Below are 25,894 nucleotides of genomic sequence, written 5' to 3' on the forward strand. Positions count from 1 at the left end.
TGAGGCGATCATGAGTGAATCCCTGTTGCCCGGCGAGTTCGCCGATCTGGAGGCGTACGCGCGGGAGTGGTGCCTGGCCGGCGAACCGGCCCGGTACGACAAACGCCTGGCCAGTTCCATGGCCGAGATGCAGCGCTTCTACGACGCGATCACCCCGCGGGCCGAGGACGCGATCGCCTACTGCGACAAATTCCCGCTCGACGAGCTGCCGGAGGACGCCAAAAATCTGATGTACCTGCTGTATTCGATGATCATGGTGTCCTTTCCGGTGGAGGTGTGGCGGCAGCCGCGGATTCCCGATTCGGGTTCCTCGGAGCTGACCTGCGTCCTCGAGCCGGAACTGCCGTGACCGAGGGTGGCACGGTGCTGCGCGCCGCGCGCTGGGTCGATATCGACGCCGGACAGGTGCGGGCCCCGGCGGTAATCGTGGTGCGCGGTAACCGGATCACCGACGTCGATCCCGCGCGGCTGCCCACCGGCGCTCGGATCGTCGACCTGGGCGAGGTGACGCTGCTGCCCGGATTGATGGACATGGAGATCAATCTGCTCATCGGCGGGCCCGACACCCCGACGGGACTGCCGAATCCGATGCACGGCGTGCAGGACGATCCGGTCTATCGGACGCTGCGGGCCACCATGAACGCGCGCACCACGCTGCACGCCGGATTCACCACCGTGCGCAATCTCGGGCTGATGGTGAAGACCGGCGGCTATCTGCTCGATGTCGATCTGGGCCGGGCGATCGAGCAGGGCTGGGTCGAAGGCCCGCGCATCGTCGGCGCGGGGCATGCCATCACGCCGACCGGGGGCCACCTCGACCCGACGATGTTCCAGCGGCTCGCGCCCCACATCATGCCGCTGAGTGTGGAGGAGGGCCGCGCCAACGGGGTCCCGCAGGTCCGCGAGTCGGTGCGCTATCAGATCAAGTACGGCGCGGAGGTCATCAAGATCTCGGCTTCGGGCGGGGTGATGTCGCACGGCACCGTGGCCGGCGCCCAGCAGTACTCCGACGAGGAACTCGCGGCGATCGTCGACGAAGCCCACCGCGCCGGGGTCCGGGTCGCCGCCCACGCCCACGGAGACGCCGGCATCCGCGCCTGCGTCGCCGCGGGCGTGGACTGCATCGAGCACGGCTCGCTGGCCAGTGACGACACCCTCGCGATGATGGTCGAGCACGGCACCTTCCTGGTGCCCACGAGCTATCTGTCCGAGGGGCTCGACGTCTCCAAAGCGGCTCCCGCGCTACAGAAGAAGGCCGCCGAGGTCTTCCCGCGCGCCCGGGAGACGCTGCGCAAGGCGATCCGTGCCGGGGTCAAGATCGCCTGCGGCACCGACGCGCCCGCGGTCCCGCACGGCGACAACGCCAAGGAGCTGTGGGCGCTCGTGGACCGCGGGATGACGCCGGTGCAAGCCCTGCGAGCCGCGACCGGCACCGCCGCCGAACTGCTCGGGGTCGAGGACCGCGGCCGGCTGGCGCCGGGCCTGCTCGCCGACATCATCGCGGTCCCCGGCGATCCCACCACCGATATCACCACCGTCCAGGACGTGCGCTTCGTGATGAAGGACGGCCGGATCCACAAGAACACCACAGCCCTGTGAGGTAGCGAATGCGCGGTACAGAGCAACTTTTCATCGGCAACGAGTGGGTCGCTCCCAGCAGTACCGCGACCATCGAGGTCCTTTCGCCGCACACCGAACAGCCGGTCGCGCGGGTACCCGCGCCGGCCCCGGCCGATGTCGATCGAGCCGTCGCGGCGGCCCGCACGGCGTTCGACACCGGGCCGTGGCCGCGGCTGGACCCGGCCGAACGTGTCGCCCTCGTGCGCCGGCTGGCCGAGCTCTATGCCGAGCGAGTGGAGGAGATCGCGCAGTTGATCACCACGGAAATGGGTGCGCCACTGACGTTCTCGCGGTCGGCCCAGGCCCGGCTGCCCGGGGCGATGATCCGGGCTTTCGCCGAACTCGCCGCCGGGTATCCGTGGACCGAGACCCGGCCGGGTTACCTCGGCTCGGATGTCCTGGTGTGCAAGCGGCCCACCGGGGTGATCGCCGCGATCATCCCGTGGAACATGCCGATGTTCCTGACGGTGGCGAAGCTGATCCCCGCCCTGCTCGCCGGGTGCACCGTCGTGCTCAAACCCGCGCCGGAGACGCCGCTGGACGCGAACCTCATGGCGGAGCTGCTCGAGCAGGTCGGCTTGCCGCCGGGGGTGGTCAGCGTGCTGCCCGGCGACCGGGCGATCGGCCGGTATCTGGTGTCGCATCCCGGCGTGGACAAGGTGTCGTTCACCGGATCCACCGCTGCCGGAAGGGAAGTCGCCGGAGCCTGCGGATCCGCGCTGCGCAAGGTCGGCCTGGAATTGGGCGGCAAGTCCGCCGCGGTGGTGCTGGAGGACGCCGACCCGGCGGATGTCGCGTCCGGCATGCGGGTGGCCGGTTTGATGAACAGCGGCCAGGCCTGTGTCGCGCAGACTCGGATCCTGTTGCCCCGCAGTCGCTATCGTGAGTACGTCGACGCCCTGGTGAGCATGGTCGAAAAGCTGACCGTGGGCGATCCCTTCGACGCGGGCACCGAAATCGGCCCGATGGTCTCGCAACGCCAGCAGCAGCGCGTGCGCGGCTACATCGAACAGGGGCAGCGCGAAGGCGCCCAGCTACTCGTCGGCGGCACGGAGTTGCCCGACAGCGTGGAGCGCGGCTGGTACGTCCGGCCGACGTTGTTCGCCGACGTGGACAACGCCATGCGCATCGCGCAGGAAGAGATTTTCGGGCCGGTGCTGAGCCTGGTGCCCTATGCCGACGAGGAGGACGCCGTAAAGCTCGCCGACGCCACCGAATACGGGCTGTCCGGCTCGGTCTGGACGCCCGATCTCGACCGGGGTCTGGCGGTGGCCCGGCGGATCCGCACGGGAACCCTGGGCATCAATCAGCCCTACAGCATGGACCCCTTCGCGCCGTTCGGCGGTGTCAAGAACAGCGGCATCGGTCGCGAGTTCGGCAGGGAAGGGCTCGACGGATTCTTGGACACCACCTCGATCTCGATCCGTCCCGCTCCGTGAGCCGGGACGGATCGAGCGGCGAGCTAGCCGCGCGAGCGGCGGCGACGGCGCAGAATCAGGGCCAGCGCCAGGACGATTCCGGCAGCCACCGCGAGGGCTCGTCCGCTTCTGCCCACGCCGGCGGCTGCCAGGAGATCGATCGGCTCGGCGGATGCGCGGGGAACCGCGCGCTTCTCGGGCCGGGCCCCCGCCGCCGCGACGGGCTTCGGATCCACCGCGGGAGCGGCGGACTGGGCGGTGCTGGTGATCTCGCTGGCCAGATTGGTGGCGAACTGCCCGATCAGCGTCCCCGCGACATCCGCGAGCGCGCCCCGCCCGAACTGGGCGGGCTTACCGGTGATCGCGAGCTCGGTCTCGACGAGAACCTCTGTACTGTAACCGGATTCGACCAGCCGACAGATAATGGTCGCCTGCGCCGTGCCGTTGCCGCGGGCTTCGCGGCCACCGCCCTCGAGGACCGCGATCCGGGCCTTCGGGTCCTGCGAGGCGACCTTGATGATGCCGTTGTAGGTGAGCCCGACCGGCCCCAGCTTGACCTTGATCTTGCCGTGGAAGTCGTCGCCGTCCCGGGAGGTCAGAGTCGCCCCGGGTACACACGGCGCGATCCGTTCGAGGTCGAGCAATACCGGCCAGGCCTCGGCGGCCGGAACCGGAATGCGAAAGGTGTTCTCGAGTTTCATGGCAGGTCCTTCGATTCGGCGCTCGTGGTGGCCGCGGCGCGCACAGCGCACACGATGCCCTGATATCCGGTACAGCGGCACAGGTTTCCGGACAGACCCTCGCGGATCTCACGATCGGTCGGGTCCGGGTGCTCGCGCAGGAACGCGGTGGCCGAGACGATGAAACCCGGTGTGCAGAAACCGCATTGGAGACCGTGATGGTCGCGGAAGGCCTGCTGTACCGGCGACAGTGTCCCGTCGGGTGCGGCGATGCCCTCGATGGTGGTCAGTTCCGCGCCGTCGGCCTGCACGGCGAAGACGAGGCAGGCGCGCACCGCCCGGCCGTCCATCAGGATCGTGCACGCCCCGCAGACGCCGTGCTCACAGCCCAGATGGGTGCCCGTCAGCCCGCATCGCTCGCGCAGGTAGTCGGCCAGGGTGAGCCGGGCAGGCACCCGATCCCGGCGGGTGGCGCCGTTGATCCGCAGCTGGATGTCGATCTCAGTCATCACTTGCCTCCTGGGCGGCCCGCCGCCACGCTCGTGCCACCATCGCCGTGCCGATCCGCCGCCGATAGTCGGCGGATCCGTGCAGATCCGCGGGAATCGAGGTCAGCTCGGCCACCGCGGTCCGCCCGATCGCCGCGGCGTTCACCTCGGCCACTTCCCGGCCGAGCAGTTCGGCCTCGGCCCGGGCGGCGCGCACCGGCGTCGGCCCCAGCCCGAAGACCACGACGGCGCACCGGTCGACCCGGCCGCCGGCGTCCAGCCGCACCGCGATCACCGCGCCCGCGAGAGCGAAATCTCCACTGCGCCGGGCGAACTCCTCGATCGCGAAGCCGCACCGGCCCGGCCAGACCGGAAAGGTCATGCCGGTGAGCAATTCATCGGCGGCCAGCGCGGTACTCCACATCCCGGTGAAGAAATCCGCCGCCGGGATGACGCGCCGCCCGCGCGGGGACAGGGCTTCGAGTCCGGCGTCCAGCGCGAGTGCCACGGCCGGGTACTCACCCGCCGCGTCGGCATGCGCGATCGCGCCGCCGATGGTGCCGCGATTGCGGATCTGGAAATGCCCGATGAGCGGAGTCGCCCGGGCCAGCAGCGGCACTCGGCGGCTGATCTCCGCGCAGCGCCCGACCTCGGCGTGCGTGGTACCGGCGCCGATCCACACCGAGTCCGCGCGTCCTTCGATGCCGCGCAGGCTCGCGACCGCGCGGAGGTCGATCAGATGCTCGAACGCCGCCAGCCGCAGGGCCAGCATCGGCACCAGGCTCTGGCCGCCGGCGAGGAACTTGGCTTCCTCGCCCAGTTCGGCGAGCAGCGTCACCGCCGCCTCGGCGGTGTCCGGGACGTGATAGGCGAAGGCGGCGGGTTTCATTCGGTCACCCCCGCGCGCGCCTGCTCCACCAGCTCGACGATGGTGGCGGGGGACAGCGGCAGCTGAGAGATCCGCACACCGAGCGGTGCGAGCGCATCGGCTACCGCGTTCAGCACCGCCGGTGTCGAGCCGATCGCCCCGCCCTCGCCGACACCCTTGTAGCCGCCCGGCCCCGGGCTCGGTGTCTCGATGTGCCCGATCTCGATGAGCGGCACCTCGGCGGCGGTCGGCATCAGATAGTCCAGGAAGGTCGTCGCGATGGGATTGCCGTCCTCGTCGTAGGCCAGGTGCTCGTACAGCGCGCCGCCGATACCCTGCACGGTGCCGCCATGAATCTGGCCCTCCACCACCGCGGGATTGATCATCGGCCCGCAGTCCTCGCTGACGATGTAGCGCAGCAGCGTCACCTGACCGGTCTCGATGTCGACCTCGCAGGTACACAGATGGGTCGCGTTCGCCCAGATCATCAACTGGCCGACCCGATGCCGCCCGCTGGCCTCGAGCCCCGCGGGGACGCCCGGTGGCAGGGCATCGGGCTGGAAGTAGGCGAGGGCGGCCAGCTCGGCCAGCGTCACCGTGGTGTCCGGGGCCGAGCGCGCGAAGCCCCGGCTGCCGGTGAACTCGACCTCCTCGACGGGCACGCCGAGTTTGTGCGCGGTGATGGCGAGTAGACGTTCCCGCAGTCCGGCGGCGGTTTCGGCGATGGCGCCCGCCGTCATGGAACCGGACCGGCTGCCGCCGGTGCCGCCGCCGAACGGCGTCACCGCGGTATCGCCCTGCACGGTGCGCACATCGGCGATGTCGACGCCGAGCGCGTCGGCGGTCAACTGCACCACGGTGGTCTCGAGACTGTTGCCCGCCGAACCACCGGCGACATAGACGTTCACCTTCCCGGACGGCTCGATCCGGATGGTCGCGCCCTCGGTGGCGTGGAAGGGCGTATTGCCGGTGGTGGGTTCGACATAGGTGCAGGTGCCGACCCCGAGGTAGCGCCCCTGCGCCCGGGCCCGGCGCTGTTCGGCGCGGAAGGCGTCGTAGTCCAGCATCGCCAGCGCCTGCTCGAAGGTCTCCAGCGGCGTGATGTCGCTGTAGGGCATGCCGTTCGCGTTGGCGTAGGGCAGATCCCCCTGCCGCAGCATGTTCCGGCGCCGCAGTTCGACCGGGTCGATGCCGATCTGCCGGGCCGCGGTATCGAGCAGCACTTCGCGGGCCACCGACTCGAACTGCCACGGGCCCCGGTAGGCCACCCGGCCGACGGTATTGGTGTAGACGAAGCCCGCGCTGAACCCCGCCTGGGGAATTCGGTACGGCCCGGGCAGCAGCAAGCCGACCACCATGCCGGCGGTGACCGGCGACGGTATCGGGTAGGCGCCCACGTTCTGGACGTGCTCGATGGTGGCGGCCAGGATCGTGCCCTCGGCGTCGAAAGCCATTCGGATATCACCGTATTCGTGCCGGGCCATCCCCGCCGACATCAGATTCTCCTGGCGGTCCTCGATCCACTTCACGGCGGTGCCGAGCCGGCGCGCGGCCAGCATGACGCAGATGTCCTCGCGCTGTGGCGCGACCTTCTGCCCGAACCCGCCGCCGGTGTCGCGGACGATCACCCGGACCTGATGCTCGTCGACGCCGAGCAGCCGCGCGCAGAAGCCGCGCACCTCGTGCGGCGACTGCGAAGAGGTCCAGATGGTCATTTCGGCGGTGGCGGCGGACCATTCGGCCACGATGCCCCGGGTTTCCATCGGCACCGGCGAATAGGCCTGCTGATGGATGCGCTGGCGCACCACGTGCGCCGCCGAGTCGAAGACCGGATCCAGATCGGCCGGTGGTCGCCCGCCCATCGCACCGGCCGAGTTCCCGGGGAACGCGGCGTGCACCAGTTCGGTCGATTCGGCCGCGGTGCGGAAGTCGAGCACCGGCGGCAGCGGGTCGTAGTCGACCAGCACCAGTTCCGCGGCGTCCTCGGCGATATAGCGGTCGACCGCGACGACCACCGCCACCGGATCGCCGACGAACCGGGCTTCGTCGTCGGCGAGCGGTGGGCGCGGCACCGGCGGCAGGCCGATCATGTCCAAGGCGTAGGAGATCTCGCGTACGTCGGGATTCAGGTCCGCGGCGGTGTAGACGGCCAGCACCCCGGCCAGGGCCAGGGCCGCGGTGCTGTCGACACCCGTGATCCGGGCGCGAGCCAGCGGGCTGCGCACGAAGCACACGTGGCCCATGGCGGGGCGGGTGACGTCGTCGACGAAGGCGCCGGCGCCGGTGAGCAGGCGCAGGTCCTCCAGCCGGGGTACCCGGGTGCCGACGACACCGGCGGTCTCGGTGCCGGTGCGGGTCATCGGGAGGCCCGGCGATGTAGATCGATTGTGGTGCGCGACTGGCAGATACGCGTCATGGGTGATCCTCCGTTCACATCGGAGACGATGCGGGCAGGCCGCTGCTGAGCACCTGTTTAGCAGTGCCGTTTGCGCAGTGTCAATATCTACTATGCCAGAAACGGAAATGTACTATCGCAAGATAGGAGAATGTAATTTACGCACGCTGAAGGGGGCGACCATGCGGGATCTCGCCGCACACCTGCGGCGCTGGCAGGCGGCGGGGACCACCTACGCGCTGGCCACCCTGACGGCGGTTCGCGGCAGCGCGCCGCGTCCGATCGGCGCGACCATGGCGGTCGACGCGGCGGGCTCGGTAGTGGGCAGCCTGTCCGGCGGCTGTGTGGAATCCGCGGTGTACGAGCACTGCCTCGAAGTTCTCGAGACCGGTGAGCCGCTCCGAAAGGCGTTCGGCTACAGCGACTCCGATGCCTTCGCGGTCGGCTTGACCTGCGGCGGTGAGGTGGAGGTCTTCATCCATCGGGTGACGGTGGCCGAATTCGCGGTGGTCGAAGCCGTGCTGGACGCGCGGACACCGGCGGCGTGGGTGTGCGACCTGGCTTCCGGGGCGGTCCTCGCCGTGCGTGCGGACGACGCGGTCGGCGCCGGCTTCGATCTCGACGGCGCCGACCTGGCCGTGCTGCGGCAGGCGCGGGACATGCTCGATGCCGGGTCGACCGCGGTGCGGGTGATCGGCTGCGCCGATCGCGAACGCATGGTCTTCGTGCAGTCCTTCGCTCCGCCGCCGCGCATGATCGTGTTCGGTGCAACGGATTTCGCCGGTGCGCTGTGCGCGGTCGGGCGGCTGCTCGGGTACCGCGTCACGCTCTGCGACGCGCGCCGGACCTTCCTCGACCACGCGCGCTTCCCCGGCGCGCACGAGGTGGTGGTGGATTGGCCGCACCGGTACCTGAGTACGGCCGAGGTCGACCGGCGGACGGTGCTCTGCGTGCTCTCGCACGATCCGAAGTTCGATATCCCGGTGCTGGCCCAGGCGCTGCGCCTACCGGTGGCCTACGTCGGAGCGATGGGTTCGCGTCGCGCCGACCGCGCGCGGCGCACCGAACTACGGGCGGCGGGAATCACCGAACATGAACTGCGGCGGCTGCATTCGCCCATCGGCCTGGAGCTGGGCGGCCGCACGCCGGAGGAAACCGCGCTGGCCATCGGTGCGGAGATCGTCGCGCTGCGCCGGGGCGGTAGTGCCCGGCCGCTCTCGCGCACCGGGCGGCCGATTCACGGGCGCGAAGGCCACTCCTGGAGTGGGTGGTGCCGGCGGGTTTTCCACGGTTGACCTTCCGTCGAACGCAGTGTTAAGTAAATCACGCTATAACCAGCGCGCGGTCCGATATCCCTCCCAGGAGATCCCCATTTCCGCAGGTATCGACCGAGCTCATCGGTGAGACGGAGACCCCACATGGCGACTCGATTGGTGAATTCCTTTGCACCGCAGGAGTGCATATTGGCATCGGTGGACGCGACCATCGAACATGTCGAGACCCGCGAGCTCCGCTACCGGCTGGCGATCCTCGGTCCGAATCCTCTTGCGGTAGTGCAGAATGCCGGTGGCTGGTTGTTCGACCGGGTGCTGGCCGGCTGGGAGGTATGGGTGGCGGTGGCCGAGTGCGACGACCCGCGCCCGGTCCGGATCCTCGGCGCCGACGTGCTGGATCTGGAGACCTGCCTGACGACGAGCGTCAAAGCGCGGCCGGATCTGCTCGCGGTGGATACGGCGCTGTTCGGTACCGATTCGCGCATCCGGGCGGGCCTGCTCGACAGCCTCGACACCGCGGAATTCGAGGTCGCCCTGTGGGGTGAGACCTGGCCCGCCGAGCTCGACTGCCGGGTCGGCGGTCCGGTGCAGTACCGAATGAGTTCCGCCGCGAAGGCGTTCAAGGAGCGGGCCCATGTCGCCGCCCGCGCTTCGGGTCCGGCCAGCGCGGTGGAGACCTTCCGGGTCGGTACGCCCGCCCTGGCGGCGGATCTGCTGCCCATGGGCTGATCGGCAGCGAACCTCCATTGACGCGCGCCCGGGCGTGTGTAACCCTCAATTCTGAACTGGAGAATGACATTCTCCAGAAACGGTAGCCGCCGGGGCGCGGAGGTCGTCGCGGCGGCACGAAGGAGGGTGGTCGATGAAGGTCGGTATCGATGTGGATCGTTGCCGCGGCTTCGGTGTCTGCGTGTCCCTGTGCCCGGAGGTGTTCACCCTCACCGACTATGGATATTCCGAGGTGAGGGTCGGTGCGGTGCCCGCCGGCCTGGAAGGGGCGGTAGCGGAGGCCGTCGAAGCCTGCCCCGAGCGGGCGATCGAAGTCGAGTGAGGCCCTGAGGGTTTCGAATACGTCCGGCATGCGGCCGGGGTGGTCTTCCACCCCGGCCGCCTCCGCGTTCGCGGTACGGTTATGAGAATGATGTTCTCAAACAAGAAGATCAGCGTTACCATCGACTGAATCTCCCTCACCGATGGCAGGAGCTGGCCAGGATGACTGATTTCGACACAGTCGACTACTTCACGGATCAGGCGTTGGTTCCCGATCCGCATCCGTATTACGACCACCTGCGCGCCCGATGCCCGGTGACCGCCCTGCCGCATCGCGGGGTGTTCGCGGTGACGGGATACGAGGAAACGGCCGAGGTGACCAAGAACGCGGACACCTTCTCCTCGATCATCGCCGTCGGCGGTCCGTTCCCGGCCTTGCCCTTCGAGGTCGAGGGCGAGGATCTGGGCGCGCTGATCGACCTGCACCGGGACAAGATGCCGATGTTCGAGCACATGGTGACCATGGATCCGCCGCAGCACACCTTCGCGCGGTCGGTGCTGAACCGGCTGCTCACCCCGGCGCGGCTGCGCGAGAACGAGGAGTTCATGTGGCGGCTGGCCGACCAGCAACTCGACGAATTCCTCGCCGACGGGCGCTGTGAATTCGGGGCCGCCTACGCCAAACCCTTCTCGCTGCTGGTGGTCGCCGACGTGCTCGGCGTGCCGGAGGAAGACCACCAGAAGTTCCGGGTCGTGCTCGGCGCCGATCGGCCGGGTTCCCGGGTCGGCGCGCTGGATGACGATGCGCTGTCCAGCAATCCGCTGGCCTGGCTGGACGAGAAGTTCGCCTCCTACATCGAGGACCGGCGCGCCGAACCGCGCGAGGACGTGCTCACCCAGCTGGCCCTGGCGAAGTATCCGGACGGCTCCACCCCCGAGGTCCTCGACGTGGTCCGCTCGGCCACCTTCCTCTTCGCGGCCGGCCAGGAGACCACGGCCAAACTGCTGACCTCCGGTATCCGGTTCCTGGCCGACAACCCGGAGATCCAGCGGCAGTTGCGCGCGGACCGCAGCCGGATTCCGCTCTTCGTCGAGGAGACGCTGCGGATGGAGGCGCCGGTGAAGAGCATGTTCCGCCTGGCCAAGCAGAACACCCAGGTGGGCGGGGTGGACGTGCCGATCGGGACGACGGTCATGCTCTGCCCCGGCGCCGCCAACCGCGACCCGCGCCGCTTCGAGGAACCGCACGAGTTCCGGCTCGATCGCCCGAATGCCCGGGAGCACATCGCCTTCGGGCGCGGCGCGCACACCTGCCCCGGCGGGCCGCTGGCTCGGGTGGAAGGCCGGGTCTCCTTCGCGCGGATCCTCGATCGCCTGCTCGACATCCGCATCGACGAGCAGCGGCACGGCCCCGCCGACGCGCGCCGCTACGACTACGAACCCACCTACATCCTGCGCGGGCTCCAAGCGCTGCACATCGAATTCACCACCGAATAGCGAATAGAGGCAAGCAATGACCGGACGGGTCGAAGGAAAGGTCGCATTCATCACGGGTGCGGCGCGCGGCCAAGGCCGCAGTCACGCGGTGCGGCTGGCGCAGGAGGGCGCCGACATCATCGCCGTCGATGTCTGCAAGCAGCTCGACAATGTGCCGTTCGCGATGTCTACCCCCGAGGACCTCGCGACCACCGCGGATCTGGTCAAGGCGCAGGGGCGGCGCGTGGTCACCGCGGAGGTCGACGTGCGCGATTACGCGGCGCTGCGGGCCGCGGTGGACAGCGGCGTCGAACAGCTCGGGCGCCTGGACGTCGTGGTCGCCAACGCCGGGATCGGGAACGAGGGCGGCCAATTGAGCGAACTCGACGAAACCCTCTGGCAGGACATGATCGACGTCAATCTCGGTGGCGTCTGGAAGAGCGTGAAGGCCGCCATCCCGCATCTGATCGCGGGTGAGCGCGGTGGCTCGATCGTGCTCACCAGTTCGGTCGGCGGCCTCAAGGCCTACCCGAATGTCGGCCACTACATCGCGGCCAAGCACGGCGTGGTGGGTCTGATGCGCACCTTCGCGGTGGAGCTGGGGCATCATTCGATTCGCGTCAACACGGTGCACCCGACGCACGTCAACACCCCGATGGTGATGAACGAGGGCACCTACAAGCTCTTCCGGCCGGACCTGGAGAACCCGGGTCCCGCCGATCTCGAGCCCATCTGCCGGATGTTCCACATCCTGCCCATCCCGTGGGTGGAGTCGGTCGACGTCAGCAACGCGGTGCTGTTCCTGGCCTCCGACGAGGCGCGCTACCTGACCGGTGTCACGCTGCCCGTCGATGCCGGCAGCATGCTCAAATAGGCTGCGCTATAGAAGCATCAGACAACACTGCCGCCGCCCCGCACCGGGGCGGCGGCAGTGCTGTGTGGTTCAGAGCGACAGGATCGACGCCGCGGCGGTGCCCGGCGCACCGTAGACCTGGGCGTAGCCGACTTTGGGCTTACCGGGTACCTGATGGTCGCCTGCCTGCCCGCGTAATTGCAGTACCAGCTCGTAGACCTGCCGGATGCCGGAGGCGCCGATCGGCTCGCCGTTGGCGATCAGGCCGCCGTCGGTGTTGACCGGCAGGCGCCCGCCGATCTCGGTGGCGCCCTCCGCGATCAGCTTCTCCTGGTCGCCGTCCGCACAGAAGCCGTTCTCGGCCAGGTGGATCACCTCGGCGCCGGCATCGGTGTCCTGGAGCTGGATGACGTCGACGTCCTCCGGCCCGATGCCGGCGGCGGCATAGGCGTCGGCCGAGGCGTAGACCGTCGGTGAGACGTCCTCGTCGACCGCGGCCCAGGTGCTGTGCACCTCGTAGGCGCCGTAGCGGCGGGTCCGGATCGCGGAGGAGCGCAGATACACCGGCGTGGAGGTGTAGCGCTTGGCCAGGTCGCCGCGGCACATGATGACCGCCGCGGCGCCCTCGTCGGGGGTGCAGAACATGTAGTGCGTCAGCGGGTAGTTCAGCATCGGTGAGTTCAGGATCTCGTCCTCGCCGATCGGCTTGCGCCGGAACGCATTCGGATTGAGCACGCCGTTGCGATAGTTCTTGGCCGCGACCTTGGCCAGCGTGCGCTGGGAGATGCCGTGATCGGTGAGGTACCGATTGGCCTTGATGCCGAAGAACTTCGTGGTGACGAACTGCCCGTTCTCCGCGTACCAGCCGGGCAGGCCGAGTTTGGCCGGATCGTCGGTGAACGCGCCGCGCGGATGCTTGTCCATGCCGACCGCGATGCCGACGTCGTAGCGGCCCGAGCGGATCGCCTCGGCGGTCTGCTCGATCGAGCTGGCCGCGGTGGCGCAGGCGTTGAACACGTTCGTGAACGGGATCCCGGTCAGGCCGACCAGGCGGGTGACGGCATCCGGGTTGCTCACCTCGTAACTGCCGCCGAACCCGAATTGGATGTCCTTCCACTGGATTCCGGCGTCGGACAGGGCGGCCTGGATGGCCTCCGCGCCCATTTCCATCGCCGTCTTGGCGAAGCGGCCGAACGGGTGGATGCCGATGCCGATGATGGCAACGTCGTTCATGGGGTTACTCCTCTACTCATCCGAAAGTCGTGCTCAGACCGGCGTGAAGGCCACGGTCACGACCTCGGTGCCGTCGGCCTCGGCGTACAGCGGCACGAACGCCAGCTCCACCGCCATCCCGGTGCGCAACCGATCGGGATCGGCTTCGGTGAGCCGGGTTTCGACGCGGACCTCGTCGCCGAGCTGCACCAGGCCGATGCCGAACGGCTCGAACGAATCGGCCGTCTCCTGCCCGGCGTAGGGCAGCTTGGGAACGAATCCCTGTGTGGTCCAAGCGATCAGGGTGCCGCGCCGGGGCAGTAGCCGATCGGTCATGTCCGGCCCGCTGCAGCGGGGGCAGCGTTGCTGGCGCGGCCAGGTCACCGCCCCGCAATCACCGCAACCGCTGCCGATGAGCTGCGGATCCGCCGCGGGCCACGTCGAGACCTCGGGCGCGAGTGCCTTGGCCATATGCCGTCCTCCGTACTTGTGAAATGAGCGAATATTGTTGAACTAGAGAAAGATTCGGCGACCGACTACTCGTATCGGACGGTGACCGTGGGGCTATCGGGCACGGCCTGGCAGGTGAGCACATAGCCGTCGGCGACCTCATCGTCGGTCAGCGCGTCATTCACCGTCATCGTCGCGCTGCCTTCAGTGATCCGAGCCATGCAGGTGGCGCAATTGCCTTGTTCGCAGGAGAACGGCGGGGTCAGCCCCGCCCGCCGCGCGGCTTGCAACAGCGTCTCGCCGGCCCGGGTGGGAACCGAGGCTGTTTTTCGATCGAGAAAGATCGTTACCGTCCCGCCCGCATCGGAGGCGGCAGGGGCGGCAGGGGCGGGCGGTGACGCCGCTGCGGGATCTGGCCGTGCCATCGAGTCCGCGAGCTCGGCTACCGCGGGGGCCGCGGCCGTTATCCCCGGGGCGGGCGCACCGAATCGTTCGCTGAAGACGAGTCCTGGTCCCGGTAGGGCGTTTTCGATCATCTCCATGAACGCTTCCGGCCCGCAGACGTAGGCGTCCGCATGGGCGTCCGCGCCCACGAAGGCGCGTACCTGATCCGGGGTGAGGAAGCCGCGGTCGGAGTCGAGGTGGCGGATGACCTCCAGCCGTCCCGGATAGCGCTCGGCCAGCTCGCGCAGCGCCGCCTCGAAGAGCACCGAGGGCTGATCGCGGTCCGCGCACAGCAGCCGGACCTGGCGATCGGTGCTCGCCAGCGCGCTCTTGGTCAGCGACAGCACCGGGGTGATACCGCTGCCCCCGCTGAAACCGAGCAGCGGCACCACCGCCGGGCGCAGGCAGAATCGCCCGGCCGCCCGGCTCATCTCGAGTGCGTCGCCCTCGGAAACATTGTCGTGCAACCAGTTCGACACCTGACCGCCCGGCACCCGCTTCACGGTGGTCATCAGCTCGCCGTCGGTCTCCGGTGCGCTGGACATCGAGTAGGACCGGTAGAGGTTCTTACCGTCCACCGGCACGCGGAAAGTGCAGAACTGTCCGGCCTGATAGACCAGCGGCTCGTCGTGTGGGGCAAGGATGAAGCTGCGAGAGTCCGCGCTCTCCTTGATGATCCGGGTCACGGTCGCCCGCTGGAACGAGGGGGGTCGGGCCATGGGAACCAATTCCTCCGCTATCGATGGTCGGATTTACAGCTGCGCCAGCCGCGGGGCCGCACCTTCGGTGCGAATCCATCGCCCGGCTTCGCGAACGAGTTCTCTTGTGCTGCCCAGCAATCCGTCCAGCACGAGGGTGCGGCGCAGATGCCGATGCAGGTCGTGCTCGGCGGTGAAGCCGATGCCGCCCAATACCTGCTGACAATGCCGGGCAGTGATCTGAGCGGCCTGCCCGGCCGCGGCCTTGGCCAGCAGCGCACCGAGCTCACCGTCCGCGACGGCAAGAGTCGCCTCCGCGCCCTCGATCGCGACAAGCGTCTCGGCCAGCCGATGCCGAACCGCTTGAAACGACGCAACCGGCCGCCCGAACTGCGTGCGCTCCAAGGCATGCCGCCGAGCCAGCGCCAGCATTGCGCGGCTGCTACCTACAAGCCACCAGGCCAGCGCGCGCCGGCCCGCCGCCGGCGCCTGTTGCCGCTCGAGCCCGGCAAGATGCACCGCATGCAGCGGCAGGTGCTCGTCGACGGTCGTGCCGGGCCGGTCGGTCCGTTCCCACACCAGCCAGGTGCCCCCCGTGAAAGGCAGCGGTGTGGTGCCGGTCAAGGCGAGACCCGCCGCGTGCTGGATGACGTCGTTCAGCACCGGTGCGTGCGCGCCCGTCTCGCCCAGCAGCCGGAAAACCAGCGGTATCGCGACACCCGGGATATCGGTGAGCATGTCGAGCCAACCCAGTTCGGCCAGCGCATGGTCGAGTTCGGCGCCGGTGGCGGCGAGCATGGTCTTGCGCACCGTCTGCTCGAGCAGTGCGAGTTCATCCGGCGCGGTAGCGAAATCAACCATGGCTCACTCTTTTCCGAGCTCGAGCAGGCGGCGGGCAATGATGTTGCGCTGGATCTCGGCGGTGCCGCCGTAGATGGTCGCGGCGCGCGAGTACAGGTACTCGGTCCGCCATTCGGGGTCGGTGAGTTCCAGGACGCCGGGCAGCAGGTCGCGGGCGGTGTCGAAGAGCCGCTGCTCGGCGGTGGCCAGCAGCACCTTGTCGATGGAGGTCTCCGGGCCCAGGCGCGCGCCGCCGGCCAGCCGGAGCTGTGTGGTGCGGGATCGGCAGCGCGCGGTGTGCAGGGCGAGGTAGGCCTCGCCGAGTTCCGCGTCGTCGGGGATCGCGGTGTGCGCCAGGATGCGATCGAGGCGGGTGAACAGGTAGGTGATGCGGTGCCAGAAGCAGGCGGATCGTTCGTGCGGGAGCAGATCCATCGCCACCCGCCACCCGTCGCCGGGCTTGCCGAGCATCCGGTCGGCGGGCACGACGACGTCGTCGAAGTACACCTCGGCGAATTCGTCGACGCCGTGCATGGTGCGCAGCGGCCGCACGGTGATGCCGGGGGAGTCCATGTCGACGAAGAAGGCGGTGATGCCGTCGTGGCCCGGCGCGGTGCGGGTGAGCAGGACGCACCGCGCGGAGTACTGTGCCAGGCTGGTCCATACCTTCTGACCGCTGATCACCCAGTCCGACTCGCGTGGAACGGCTTTCGTGGTGATCGAGGCGAGATCGCTGCCGGAGCCGGGCTCGGAGAAGCCCTGGCACCACTGTTCGCGGCCGGACAGCAGCCGGGGCACCATCGCCGCGGCCAGTTCCGGGCGGGCGTAGGAGATCATGGTCGGGGCGAGCACCTCGATCATCGAGTAGATGCCGGGCTCGGCGAGGTCGCGGGCGGCGACCTCCTCACCCAGCACCGCGCGCAGGACGGCGGGCCCGCCGAGCCCGTCGACCTCGGCGGGCCAGCCGTAGCGCATCCAGCCCGCGTCGTAGAGCGCGCGCCGCACCCGGGCCAGCTGCGCGACCTGCCCGTCGAGCGACTGATCGGGCCCGGGGGACAGGTCGTTCCGGTCGAGCCAGGCCCGCACCGAGGTCCGAAACTCTGTGATGGTCATCAGTGTTCGGCCGTTCATGTCCTCGAACGCTCGAAGGCGTGCGGAATGCCGGAGTCGTGGTCGCCGCTGCGGCGGATGAAGGTCATCCGGCGGGTCCGGATACGCCATCCGGCCGTGGTGCGCACGAGGGTGTCGGTGTAGTAGCCGATGCGCATGTCGTGGGTGCTCTGGTCGATGAAGCACAGCGGCTGGGTGCCCTCGGCGCTGTCGCCGTCGATCTGGAGCACGGGCAGACCGGTGAGGAACAGCCCCTTCGGCGCGGCGGCCACCAGTTCGGGGAACAGATCCAGGGTGTAGGTGTCGCCGAAGGCGCTGTAGCTGCCGTCGGGGGTGAATACCGCGAGCAGCCCCTCGATATCGGCCTTGGTGATGGTCACCGCGTAGCGCGCGAGCACCTGCTGGATCTCGAGCAGGTCTTCAACTCTGGACATGGACCTTGCCACCTTTCATGACGAAGCGCACCTGCTGGGTAACGGTGATGTCCTGCAACGGATCGCCCGGCACGCCGATGACATCGGCCAGCAGGCCCTCGGCCAGCCGCCCCCGATCGGTGACGCCGATCAGCTCGGCTCCGCGCACCGTGGCCGCCCGGAGCACATCCAGCGCCGGCAGCCCGCGTTCGACCAGCGCGACGAGCTCATCGGCGTTGCGCCCGTGCGGGATCGCCGGCGCGTCGGTGCCGACCGCGATCTTCACCCCGGCCCGGTAGGCGGCCAGTACCGAGGTGCGCGCCTTCGGGAACATTTCGGCGGCCTTGGCCTGCAAGGCCGGAGCCGCCTTGGAGACGTCCATGGCATCGGCGAGCCGCGTGGTGGGCACCAGCCAGGTGCCGGCCGCCACCATCGCCTCGATCGCTTTGTCGTCGATCAGGAAACCGTGTTCTATGCAGTCGATTCCGGCCTCGACGGCATGCTCGACCGCCTCGGCGCCGTGCGTGTGCGCGGCCACTTTCAGCCCGCGCCGGTGCGCCTCGTCGACGATGGCGCGCAACTCCTCATCCGAATAGTGCTGTGCGCCCGGCGCTCCGGTCAGCGACATGACACCGCCGGAGACGCAGATCTTGATCAGCTGCGCACCGTGCTTGATCTGATACCGCACCGCCTTGCGTACCTCGTCGACGCCGTTGGCGATGCCTTCCTCGAGCGTCAGCTTCAGCACGTCCGGAGCGAAGGCGGAGAACATGGTCGGATCCAGGTGGCCGCCGGTCGGGGTGATGGCGTGCCCGGCGGGCACGATCCGCGGGCCCTCGATCCAGCCGCCGTCGATGGCCCGTCCGAGCGCGACATCCAGCAGATAGCCGCCGGTCTTCACGAAGAGGCCGAGATTGCGCACCGTGGTGAAACCCGCACGCAGCGTCCGGCGCGCATTGCCCACCGCCCGCAGCATCCGCAGGGGCGGGTCGTCCTGCACGCTGGAGGCCAGGCCGGTTTCGCCGCGCCCGCCCATCAGGAGGTTGACCTCCATATCCATCAGTCCGGGCAGCAGGATCAGCTCGCCGAGGTCGAGGATTTCGCCCTCGGGCGCGCCCCCCACGCCGGCGATACGATCGCCGTCGATGCGCAGAATGCCGGGCCGGACGATTTCGCCGGTGTCGACATCGAGCAGTCCCGCTGCCCGCACCGTGATCATGGCTGGGACGCTTCGCGTTTCGGTGGCTCGAAGCCGGCGACGATGACGACATTGGTGTCGGCCGCCGCCTGCCGCAGCTTCGCCGCGTGCTGGTATTCGGGCGACTCGTACCAGGTGCGGGCCGCCTCGACCGAATCGAATTCGAGGATGACGGTCTGGTTGCCGTGCCATTCCCCCTCGAGCACGCTCGGTGCGGTGTCGACGGCCAGCGGCCGCAGCCCGCCCCCGCGCATCGCCGCCTGGGCGGCGCGGGCGTATTCGGCCATGCCCGCGGGGTCCTTGATGGCCTCGGTGAAAATCACATAACCCTTGGGCATGGTCAGACCACCGGCTCGTTGATCAGCTCGGCCCAGGCCGCGCCGCTGTCGGGCACGCGTGGCTGTTTCCACACCTCGACCGGGAACGAGACCATCACCAGCGACTGCATGAGATGGAAGAGCGCGCGGGCATCCTCGGGCAGGTCCGGCCAGTCCTGCTTGTCGCAGTAGTCCAGCGCGGCTTCGAGGCGGGCGAACGCGGCGTCGTAGAACTCCTGCATCTGCGGCATCGTCGAGGCCAGCCGCCGGGCATAGCGTTCGGCCTCGGTGGGCAGGCACCACTCGGCCGCGAACGGCTCCAGATCGGCGAATTCAGCGGGCAGTAGCGGCATCTCGGTACTCCTTGACTTTGTTCTGGGCGGTCACGTGCAGGTGCCGCAGCAGGATTTCCTGGTCGTTGAGCGGGAATTCCGAGACGGTGCGGGTCTCGAGCATCGTCTGGGTGGCTTCCAGCGTGTTGGCGTCCTGAAGCGCGTATTCCTTGAAGGTCACCGCGGCCAGTTCCTGGGCCATGCGATCGCGGGCGTTCTTCGGTGGCGCGAAATAGAGGTTCGCCTCGAAGATGTGCTTGTTCACCGCGGTCGGCCAGTAGTGGTAGGTGAGGTACCAGCCCGGCGCCCAGAACAGCAGCGAGAAGTTCGGGAAGATCTCGAATTCGTCCACGCCCCAGGCTCGGTGCTGGGCGGGGTTGAGGCCGGGTGGCAGCTCGTCGAGACCGTCGATGTCGGGGCGGTCCCACGGACCGAACAGTCCGCTGCGCAGGACCCGCTCGATCGGCTTGACCATGTTCAGGTCCTTGGGCGGAGCCATGCCGCCCCAGGAGGAGATCATCGAATGCGGGGAGGAGAGCTCGTAATGAAGCGCCTCGTAGCCGTAGCCGGCCAGTTTGTCGGCCTCGTCCTTGGTCGCCTGCTTCATATGCAGGATCGGCGCGTGATAGAACTCGGCGAAGGCGTCGATGAACAGCTTCCAGTTGCTGCCGATCTCGGACTTGTAGGTGTAGACCTCGGTCATCTCGTGGAACGGATAACCCTCGATGCCTTTGAGCATCGGCCCGAGATACTCGGCGAGCGGCTTGGCCTCCGGGTCGAGGTTGACGAAGATGAACCCTTCCCATACCTCGCAGCGCGCGGTCTTGAGCCCGTAGTCCTTCTTGTCGAGATCGAAGAACTCCTTCTCCTGCTGCACGAAGGTGAGATCGCCTTCCAGGCTGTAGCGCCAGGCGTGGTACTTGCAGGTGAACTGGCGGCAGGACCCCGCCGTCTCCTCGTTCGGGAAGTCGCTCCACACCAGCTTGTTGCCGCGATGGCGGCAGATGTTGTGGAAGGCGCGGATCTGCTGATCGGCGCCGCGCGAGATGATGAGCGAGGTGCCTACACAAGCCAATTCGCGGGTGAAGTAGCTGCCGACGCGCGGCAGCCGTTCGACGCGGCCGACATTGAGCCAGCTCTTCTTGAAGATGGCGTTGCGCTCGTCCTCGTAGAAGGCCGGATCGATGGAGTCGGTGTAGTCGACGGGGCCGGTGCCGAGCTGTGGATACTGCTCGGTCCAGCTACCCGCTTCGGGTTTGGTGAAATGGGCCACCGGGTTACCTTTCGTGTTCGGGCATGACGCCGAAGGTGTTGAATGCCATGGCCAGCAGGCTGTAGCCGCCGACGGTGAAGACCAGGTCCATGCGCTGCCGGTCGCTGAGCTGGTCGCTCAGGGCCGCCCAGGTCTGGTCGGAGAGCGTGGATTCGTCCAGTAACTCGTCCGCCGCGTCGAGTACGGCCTGATCGAATTCCGTGGCCGTGGCGCCGTTCTGGACGGCGGCGATGTCGGCTTCGGACAATCCCGCGGTTGCCGCGAACCCGGTGTGGTGCTGCCACTCGTAGGCGCAGTCGGTCCGGTGCGCGACGCGCAGGATCGCCAGTTCGCGAACCCGCGGCGGCAGGCTGGAGCGGAACAGCAGGTAGACGCTGAAGCCCAGAAACGCCTCGGTCAGCTCCGGGTGGTTGGCCAGCACCGACATCGCGGGGCCCGCGCCCTCGGGGTTGCGGCGCGCGGCGGGCAGCAGCGCCCGGAACGCGGCGCGGGTGTCGTCGTCCCAGCTCTCGGCCGGCAAGGGCGGCAGGCGCATCGGTATCCTCCTGTCGTGAGAATGGGATTCTCCTAAACTGGATAACAGGTTTCCACGCCGGTGAAAAATAGTCAACGCGCAGCGGGTCAGTCGAGGAACATGTCCGGGATCGGATGGTCGCCGCCGCCGTAGCCGGCCAGGTCCCGCACGCCGGATTCGAGCAGAACGTGGGCATCGATGTGGCAGCTGCCGGTGCTGTCCCGCGCGGGGCGGGACAGGATTTCGGCCGCCGCGTCGCCCATGATCCGGGGGTCGCGGGCGGAGTCGAGCAGCGTCGGGCCGTCGGGCAGGTTGGCCACGGCGGAGGTGGCGATGTAGGTCTGCGGCCACAGGCAGTTCACGGCGATGCCGTCGGCGGCGAACTCGGCGGCCCAGCCCAGTGCCAGCAGGGTCATGCCGTACTTGGACTGGGTGTAAGCCGGATGCGCGCCCAGCCAGCGCGGACTCGGGTTCAGCGGCGGAGACACGCTGAGCACGTGTGGATTCTCCGACCGGCGCAGATGCGGCAAGCAGGCCTGGGTCAGCAGGAACGGGCCGCGAATGTTGATCTCCTGCATGAGGTCGAACCGTTTCACCGGCAACTCCGCGGTGGGCGTGGTGGCGATGGCGCCGGCGTTGTGCACGCAGAAATCGATGCCGCCGAACCGATCGACGCCGACCTCGACCGCGCGCCGCACGTCGGCCTCGTTGCGCACGTCGCCGACGACCGCGACCGCCTTACCGCCCGCGGCTTCGAGCTCGGCGACCGCCGTGTGCACCGTGCCCGGGAGTCGCGGGTGCGGCTCGGCGGTCTTGGCCAGGACCACCACATTGGCGCCCTGCTGGGCCACCGCGCGTGCGATGGCCAGCCCGATACCCCGGCTGCCGCCGGAGATGACCATCGTGCGGTCGGTGAAACGTTGCTGCTGACTGGTCATTTCGCTCCTCTGGCCGGTCCGTTTGCGCTTGATGGTATTGGCATTCTCCATTTCTGCAAGTACCGTATTCATCAATGAACGACCATGTCACCACCGCCTCCGGCATCCCGCTGCGGCCGGTCTACGGACCGGACGACCGGCGTGCCGACCCGCCCGCGCCGGGCGTGTTTCCCTTCACGCGCGGCAACTTCTCCTCCGGCTATCGCGGCCGGCTGTGGACCTTCCGCCAGTACTCGGGGTTCGGGACGGCCGAGGAGTCCAACCGCCGCTACCGGTATCTGCTCGAGCAGGGCGGCACCGGTCTGTCGGTGGCGCTGGACCTGCCGACCCAATGTGGTTACGACTCCGACGATCCCGAGGTGGGGGAGGAGGTGGGCCGGGTCGGCGTCGCCGTGGACACCCTGGCCGACGCGGAGATCCTGTTCGACGGCATTCCGCTGGACAAGATCAGCACCAGCTTCACCATCAACGGCACGGCCGCGATCCTGCTGGCCATGTACGTCGCCGCGGCGGAGCAGCAGGGGGTGCCGCGGGCGAAGCTCACCGGCACCATCCAGAACGACATCCTCAAGGAATACGCCTCGCGGGGCACCTGGATCTGGCCCCCGGAGCCGTCGCTGCGCCTGATCGCCGACACCATCGAGTTCTGCGCCGCCGAGGTACCGCGCTTCAACGCGATCTCGGTGGCGGGCGCGCACTTTCGCGACGCGGGCGCGAGCGCGGTGCAGGAGATGGCCTTCACCCTCGCCGACGGCGTGACCTATTGCGACACCGTCGTCGAACGCGGGCGCATGAGCATCGACCAGTTCGCGCCGCAGATCTCGTTCTTCTTCTACACCCACGGCGACTTCTTCGAGGAGATCGCCAAATACCGGGCGGGCCGGCGGCGCTGGGCCACCCTCGTGCGCGAACGCTATGGCGCGCAGGCCGACAAGGCCTCGATGTTCCGCTTCGGCTGCGTGGCCGGCGGCGCGTCGCTGTATGCCCCGCAGGCGCAGAACAATCAGGTGCGGGTGGCCTACGAGGCGATGGCCGCGGTGCTGGGCGGGGTGCAGTCGATGTTCACCGCCGCGTGGGACGAGCCGTTCGCGCTGCCCAGCGAGGAGTCGGCCACCATGGCGCTGCGCACCCAGCAGATCCTCGCTTACGAAACCGGGGTCACCCGGGTGGCGGACCCGCTGGGCGGCTCCTACTTCGTTGAGGCGCTCACCGACGCGACCGAGGAACGCATCATCGAGATCATGACCGACCTGGAAAACCACGGCGGCATGGTCCGTTCGATCGAGGACGGTTATCTGCAGGGCATGATCGCCGACGCCGCCTACCAGCTGCACCAGGAGGTCGAGCGTGGTGAGCGTCCGGTCGTCGGGGTGAACCGCTTCGTGTCCGAGGAGCCCGCACCGGAGATCTCCACCTACGAATTGGACGCCGAGGGCCGGGATCTGCAACTGAAGCGGCTGGCCCGGGTGAAGGCCGAACGCGACCCCGCCGCCGTGCGCGCCACCCTGGCCACCCTGTCGCGTGCCGCGGAAGGAACCGAGAACCTGATGCCCAGGCTCATCGACTGCGTCAACGCCTACTGCACGGTCGGCGAGATGACCACCGCGCTCAAGGATGTCTGGGGCGAATTCCAGCAGCCGGTGGTGTTCTGATGACCGCGCGCGTACTGGTCGCCAAACCCGGTCTGGACGGCCACGATCGCGGCGCCAAGATCGTGGCCCGCACCCTGCGCGACGCCGGGTTCGAGGTGATCTACACCGGCATCCGCCAGCGCATCGAGGACATCGTGTCGATCGCGCTGCAAGAGGACGTCGCGGTCGTGGGGCTCAGCATCCTGTCCGGCGCGCACGTCGCCCTGACCAGCCGGGTGGTGGCCGCGCTGCGCGCGGCCGGCGCGGGTGACATCGCCGTGGTCGTCGGCGGCACCATCCCGGGCGGCGATGTGCCCAAACTGCTCGAAGCCGGTGCGGCAGCGGTGTTTCCGACCGGCACCCCCCTGGACGTTTTGGTCACCGACATACGAGCGCTGACCGGGGCCACCGCCCCCGGAGCCGGACAGACAGTGGAGGAATAGTGCGCATCGGGGTAATGATCGGTCCGGAGAAGGGCGATTCCGCGCGCAAGCTCGCCCGCATGCTGGCCGATATCGAATGGGCCGAGTCGGCGGGGTTGGACACCGCCTGGATCCCGCAGCTGCCCACCGACTTCGACGCCTTGATCACCGTGGCGCTGATGGGAACTCGGACCAGCCGCATCGAATTGGGCACGGCCGTGGTGCCGTTGCAGGCCCAGCACCCGATAGCGCTGGCCCGGCAGGCCTTGTCCGCGCACGCGGCGGCCGGTGGCCGGCTCGCGCTGGGCGTGGGGCCGTCACATCACTGGATCGTGCGGGACATGCTCGGGTTGCCCTACGATCGGCCCGCCGCCTACACCCGCGACTATCTCGAGGTGCTGAACGCTGGCTTGGCCGGCCCCGGTGCGGTCGAGGTCGACAACGCCTCGTTCACCGTCCGTAATCCGCTGGACCTGGGAGCGGTGGAACCGCTGCCGCTGCTTGTCGCGGCTCTCGGTCCGGTCATGCTGCGTCTTGCCGGGGCGCACGCCGACGGGACCATCCTGTGGATGGCCGACGAGCGTGCGATCGCCGATCATGTCGTCCCCAAGATCAGCGCGGCGGCCGCGGCGGCCGGGCGGCCCGCGCCGCGCATCGTCGCCGGACTGCCCGTATGCCTGTGCCGCCCAGCCGAGGTCGACGAGGCCCGCGCCCGCGCCAACCGCATCCTGGGTGAGGCCGAGGTATCGCCGAACTATCAGCGGCTGCTCGAACAGGGCGCCGCCCGCGATATCGGAGATCTCTGCATCGCGGGCGACGAGGAGGCCATCGCGGCCGGCCTGCGCCGCTACGCGGCCGCCGGCGCCACCGATCTCTCGATCCGGTTGCTCCCGCTGGGCGCCGATCGCGACGAACTCGTCGCCTCCAAGCGGCGCACCCGCGAGATGATCGCCACGCTGGCCCAGGACCTGCGGTGACCGCGCCCCTGGCCGGTATCCGCGTGCTCGAGGTCGGCACCATGCTGGCCGGGCCGTATGCCACGCTGCTGCTGGCCGACCTGGGTGCGGAGGTCATCAAGATCGAACCACCGGCGGGCGACATCTCCCGCCAGGTCGGGGATACTTATTTTGCCAGCCTGAACCGCGGCAAACGCAGCGTCTGCTTGGACCTGAACGACGCGTCGGGCCAGCAACGCCTGGGCGAGCTGGCAGCGGAATCCCATGCGCTGCTGGTGAATTTGAAACCGTCAGCGATCAACCGGCTCGGGCTTACCTATGCGGCGCTGCGGCGCTGGAACGAGCGCCTGGTCTGCGTCGCCGTCACCGGTTTCGGCCTGGACGCCGGCGATCATCCCGCCTTCGACTACATCATCCAAGCGGCGACCGGCGTCGCGGCATTGACCGGTGATCCGACCGGCCCGCCGACCCTGCCGGGATACTCGGCCGCCGACAACTCCACCGGCCTGACAGCCGCGCTCGGCCTGCTGGCCCAGATCGTGTCCGGCCGGGGCGGCCAGGTGGAGGTGTCGCTGCGCGATGTAATGCTCTCGCAGCTGAACTATCACGCTGCGGCGTACCTGAACACCGGCACCGAGCCGCAGCGCAGGCCGTTCGGCGCGCATTCGTATTACGTGCCGGCGCAATTATTTCCGACGGCCGACGGCTATCTGGCGCTGTTCATCACGCACGACGGTTTTTGGAAGTCCTTCGCGGGGGAGGCCGGGATCAAGGGTTTCACGACGATGGCTGAACGGGTCGCCCGGCGTGCCGACATCCTCGAGGCTGTCACCACGGCGTTGGCCGATGACACCGCGGACGGGTGGGAGCAGCGGCTGCGCCCGCTGGGTGTTCCGGCCGCGGCGGTGCGCACGCTGCCGGAAGCGCTGGAGGCTGCCGCCGACGTCGCCGTAACGGCGGGTCGGCACCGGTTGATCGGCAGTCCCATTCGGATCGGCGGCTATCGGCCGCGGTACGGACCACCGCCACAGCTGGGTGAGCACGGTGATCGGCCGTCGAGCAGGGCCGGGACATGAAGGCCCGG

The 25,894-nt window shown here is 68.7% G+C and carries 28 protein-coding genes; 12 read left to right on the top strand and 16 right to left on the bottom strand.

Annotated elements, in window-relative coordinates; all coding sequences use genetic code 11:
- Positions 1-10: 10 nt before the first annotated feature.
- The 3 genes from AB0H76_RS16025 to AB0H76_RS16035 are packed head-to-tail and all read left to right on the top strand — an operon-like array spanning position 11 to position 3,059.
- Positions 11-349 (top strand): hypothetical protein, encoded by a 339-nt coding sequence (locus AB0H76_RS16025; RefSeq protein WP_357323525.1) that lies wholly within the window; start codon positions 11-13, stop codon positions 347-349.
- Complete coding sequence (locus AB0H76_RS16030) at positions 346-1,599, top strand: amidohydrolase family protein (RefSeq protein WP_357323527.1); 1,254 nt, start codon at positions 346-348, stop codon at positions 1,597-1,599. The genes AB0H76_RS16025 and AB0H76_RS16030 overlap by 4 nt, the downstream gene beginning before the upstream one ends.
- Before the next feature lie 8 nt (positions 1,600-1,607).
- Positions 1,608-3,059: an aldehyde dehydrogenase gene (locus tag AB0H76_RS16035; RefSeq protein ID WP_357323530.1), complete on the top strand. Its 1,452-nt coding sequence runs from the start codon at positions 1,608-1,610 to the stop codon at positions 3,057-3,059.
- Positions 3,060-3,082: 23 nt separating this feature from the next.
- Here AB0H76_RS16035 and AB0H76_RS16040 read toward each other — a convergent pair whose 3' ends face one another.
- Genes AB0H76_RS16040 through AB0H76_RS16055 form a run of 4 tightly spaced genes read right to left on the bottom strand, consistent with a single transcriptional unit; the run spans position 3,083 to position 7,434 of the window.
- The gene (locus tag AB0H76_RS16040; protein WP_357323533.1) at positions 3,083-3,739 is read right to left on the bottom strand and encodes an SRPBCC family protein; all 657 of its coding nucleotides are present in this window, start codon (positions 3,737-3,739) and stop codon (positions 3,083-3,085) included.
- A complete protein-coding gene (locus AB0H76_RS16045; protein WP_357323536.1) occupies positions 3,736-4,227 on the bottom strand; it encodes a (2Fe-2S)-binding protein in 492 nt (163 codons plus the stop codon). Before AB0H76_RS16045 ends, AB0H76_RS16040 begins: the two co-directional genes overlap by 4 nt.
- The gene (locus AB0H76_RS16050; protein WP_357323539.1) at positions 4,220-5,095 is read right to left on the bottom strand and encodes an FAD binding domain-containing protein; all 876 of its coding nucleotides are present in this window, start codon (positions 5,093-5,095) and stop codon (positions 4,220-4,222) included. The genes AB0H76_RS16045 and AB0H76_RS16050 overlap by 8 nt, the downstream gene beginning before the upstream one ends.
- Entirely contained in the window at positions 5,092-7,434 is a 2,343-nt protein-coding gene (locus tag AB0H76_RS16055; protein ID WP_357323542.1) for a xanthine dehydrogenase family protein molybdopterin-binding subunit, read from the bottom strand. Before AB0H76_RS16055 ends, AB0H76_RS16050 begins: the two co-directional genes overlap by 4 nt.
- 217 nt (positions 7,435-7,651) lie before the next feature.
- Here AB0H76_RS16055 and AB0H76_RS16060 point away from each other — a divergent pair, with 217 nt between their 5' ends.
- The 5 genes from AB0H76_RS16060 (at position 7,652) to AB0H76_RS16080 (ending at position 12,083) form a co-directional block, all read left to right on the top strand.
- Positions 7,652-8,764 carry an XdhC family protein gene (locus tag AB0H76_RS16060; RefSeq protein ID WP_357323545.1) on the top strand — a complete coding sequence of 371 codons (1,113 nt, stop codon included), beginning with the start codon at positions 7,652-7,654 and terminating at the stop codon, positions 8,762-8,764.
- Between the two features lie 177 nt (positions 8,765-8,941).
- Positions 8,942-9,472: a hypothetical protein gene (locus tag AB0H76_RS16065; RefSeq protein ID WP_357323548.1), complete on the top strand. Its 531-nt coding sequence runs from the start codon at positions 8,942-8,944 to the stop codon at positions 9,470-9,472.
- Between the two features lie 133 nt (positions 9,473-9,605).
- Positions 9,606-9,794 (top strand): ferredoxin, encoded by a 189-nt coding sequence (locus AB0H76_RS16070; RefSeq protein WP_357323550.1) that lies wholly within the window; start codon positions 9,606-9,608, stop codon positions 9,792-9,794.
- 161 nt (positions 9,795-9,955) lie between these two features.
- Positions 9,956-11,230 (top strand): cytochrome P450, encoded by a 1,275-nt coding sequence (locus AB0H76_RS16075; RefSeq protein ID WP_357323553.1) that lies wholly within the window; start codon positions 9,956-9,958, stop codon positions 11,228-11,230.
- 16 nt (positions 11,231-11,246) lie between these two features.
- Positions 11,247-12,083, top strand: coding sequence for a mycofactocin-coupled SDR family oxidoreductase (locus AB0H76_RS16080; RefSeq protein WP_357323556.1), 837 nt, complete (start codon positions 11,247-11,249; stop codon positions 12,081-12,083).
- 69 nt (positions 12,084-12,152) lie between these two features.
- Here the strand turns inward: AB0H76_RS16080 and AB0H76_RS16085 are convergent, their stop codons facing one another.
- From AB0H76_RS16085 to AB0H76_RS16140, 12 genes are all read right to left on the bottom strand, one after another.
- Positions 12,153-13,295: a thiolase family protein gene (locus tag AB0H76_RS16085; protein ID WP_357323559.1), complete on the bottom strand. Its 1,143-nt coding sequence runs from the start codon at positions 13,293-13,295 to the stop codon at positions 12,153-12,155.
- A 33-nt stretch (positions 13,296-13,328) separates the two neighbouring features.
- A complete protein-coding gene (locus AB0H76_RS16090) occupies positions 13,329-13,745 on the bottom strand; it encodes an OB-fold domain-containing protein (RefSeq protein ID WP_357323562.1) in 417 nt (138 codons plus the stop codon).
- Between the two features lie 65 nt (positions 13,746-13,810).
- On the bottom strand, positions 13,811-14,887 hold the full coding sequence (locus AB0H76_RS16095; protein ID WP_357323565.1) for a ferredoxin--NADP reductase: 1,077 nt from the start codon (positions 14,885-14,887) through the stop codon (positions 13,811-13,813).
- Between the two features lie 33 nt (positions 14,888-14,920).
- Positions 14,921-15,727, bottom strand: a complete 807-nt coding sequence (locus AB0H76_RS16100) for an acyl-CoA dehydrogenase family protein (RefSeq protein ID WP_357323568.1) — start codon at positions 15,725-15,727, stop codon at positions 14,921-14,923.
- 3 nt (positions 15,728-15,730) lie between these two features.
- Positions 15,731-16,819, bottom strand: a complete 1,089-nt coding sequence (locus tag AB0H76_RS16105) for an acyl-CoA dehydrogenase family protein (RefSeq protein WP_357323570.1) — start codon at positions 16,817-16,819, stop codon at positions 15,731-15,733.
- A gap of 14 nt (positions 16,820-16,833) precedes the next feature.
- On the bottom strand, positions 16,834-17,250 hold the full coding sequence (locus tag AB0H76_RS16110) for a nuclear transport factor 2 family protein (RefSeq protein WP_357323572.1): 417 nt from the start codon (positions 17,248-17,250) through the stop codon (positions 16,834-16,836).
- A complete protein-coding gene (locus AB0H76_RS16115) occupies positions 17,237-18,448 on the bottom strand; it encodes an amidohydrolase family protein (protein ID WP_357323575.1) in 1,212 nt (403 codons plus the stop codon). Before AB0H76_RS16115 ends, AB0H76_RS16110 begins: the two co-directional genes overlap by 14 nt.
- Entirely contained in the window at positions 18,445-18,765 is a 321-nt protein-coding gene (locus AB0H76_RS16120) for a DUF1330 domain-containing protein (RefSeq protein ID WP_357323577.1), read from the bottom strand. Before AB0H76_RS16120 ends, AB0H76_RS16115 begins: the two co-directional genes overlap by 4 nt.
- A 2-nt stretch (positions 18,766-18,767) precedes the next feature.
- Positions 18,768-19,097: a hypothetical protein gene (locus tag AB0H76_RS16125; RefSeq protein WP_357323580.1), complete on the bottom strand. Its 330-nt coding sequence runs from the start codon at positions 19,095-19,097 to the stop codon at positions 18,768-18,770.
- Positions 19,078-20,349 (bottom strand): aromatic ring-hydroxylating dioxygenase subunit alpha, encoded by a 1,272-nt coding sequence (locus tag AB0H76_RS16130; RefSeq protein ID WP_357323583.1) that lies wholly within the window; start codon positions 20,347-20,349, stop codon positions 19,078-19,080. The genes AB0H76_RS16125 and AB0H76_RS16130 overlap by 20 nt, the downstream gene beginning before the upstream one ends.
- 4 nt (positions 20,350-20,353) lie before the next feature.
- Complete coding sequence (locus AB0H76_RS16135; RefSeq protein ID WP_357323586.1) at positions 20,354-20,884, bottom strand: carboxymuconolactone decarboxylase family protein; 531 nt, start codon at positions 20,882-20,884, stop codon at positions 20,354-20,356.
- A gap of 86 nt (positions 20,885-20,970) precedes the next feature.
- Positions 20,971-21,801, bottom strand: a complete 831-nt coding sequence (locus tag AB0H76_RS16140) for an NAD(P)-dependent oxidoreductase (protein ID WP_357323589.1) — start codon at positions 21,799-21,801, stop codon at positions 20,971-20,973.
- Between the two features lie 74 nt (positions 21,802-21,875).
- On the opposite strand from AB0H76_RS16140, the gene AB0H76_RS16145 reads away from it, so the two are divergent.
- The 4 genes from AB0H76_RS16145 to AB0H76_RS16160 are packed head-to-tail and all read left to right on the top strand — an operon-like array spanning position 21,876 to position 25,886.
- On the top strand, positions 21,876-23,453 hold the full coding sequence (locus tag AB0H76_RS16145; RefSeq protein WP_357323592.1) for a methylmalonyl-CoA mutase family protein: 1,578 nt from the start codon (positions 21,876-21,878) through the stop codon (positions 23,451-23,453).
- Entirely contained in the window at positions 23,453-23,875 is a 423-nt protein-coding gene (locus AB0H76_RS16150; protein ID WP_357323594.1) for a cobalamin B12-binding domain-containing protein, read from the top strand. Before AB0H76_RS16145 ends, AB0H76_RS16150 begins: the two co-directional genes overlap by 1 nt.
- On the top strand, positions 23,875-24,831 hold the full coding sequence (locus tag AB0H76_RS16155; protein ID WP_357323598.1) for a TIGR03564 family F420-dependent LLM class oxidoreductase: 957 nt from the start codon (positions 23,875-23,877) through the stop codon (positions 24,829-24,831). Before AB0H76_RS16150 ends, AB0H76_RS16155 begins: the two co-directional genes overlap by 1 nt.
- The gene (locus tag AB0H76_RS16160; protein WP_357323599.1) at positions 24,828-25,886 is read left to right on the top strand and encodes a CoA transferase; all 1,059 of its coding nucleotides are present in this window, start codon (positions 24,828-24,830) and stop codon (positions 25,884-25,886) included. Before AB0H76_RS16155 ends, AB0H76_RS16160 begins: the two co-directional genes overlap by 4 nt.
- The last annotated feature ends 8 nt before the right edge of the window (positions 25,887-25,894 follow it).

It is taken from the genome of Nocardia sp. NPDC050712, from assembly GCF_040654295.1.
GTDB lineage: Bacteria > Actinomycetota > Actinomycetes > Mycobacteriales > Mycobacteriaceae > Nocardia.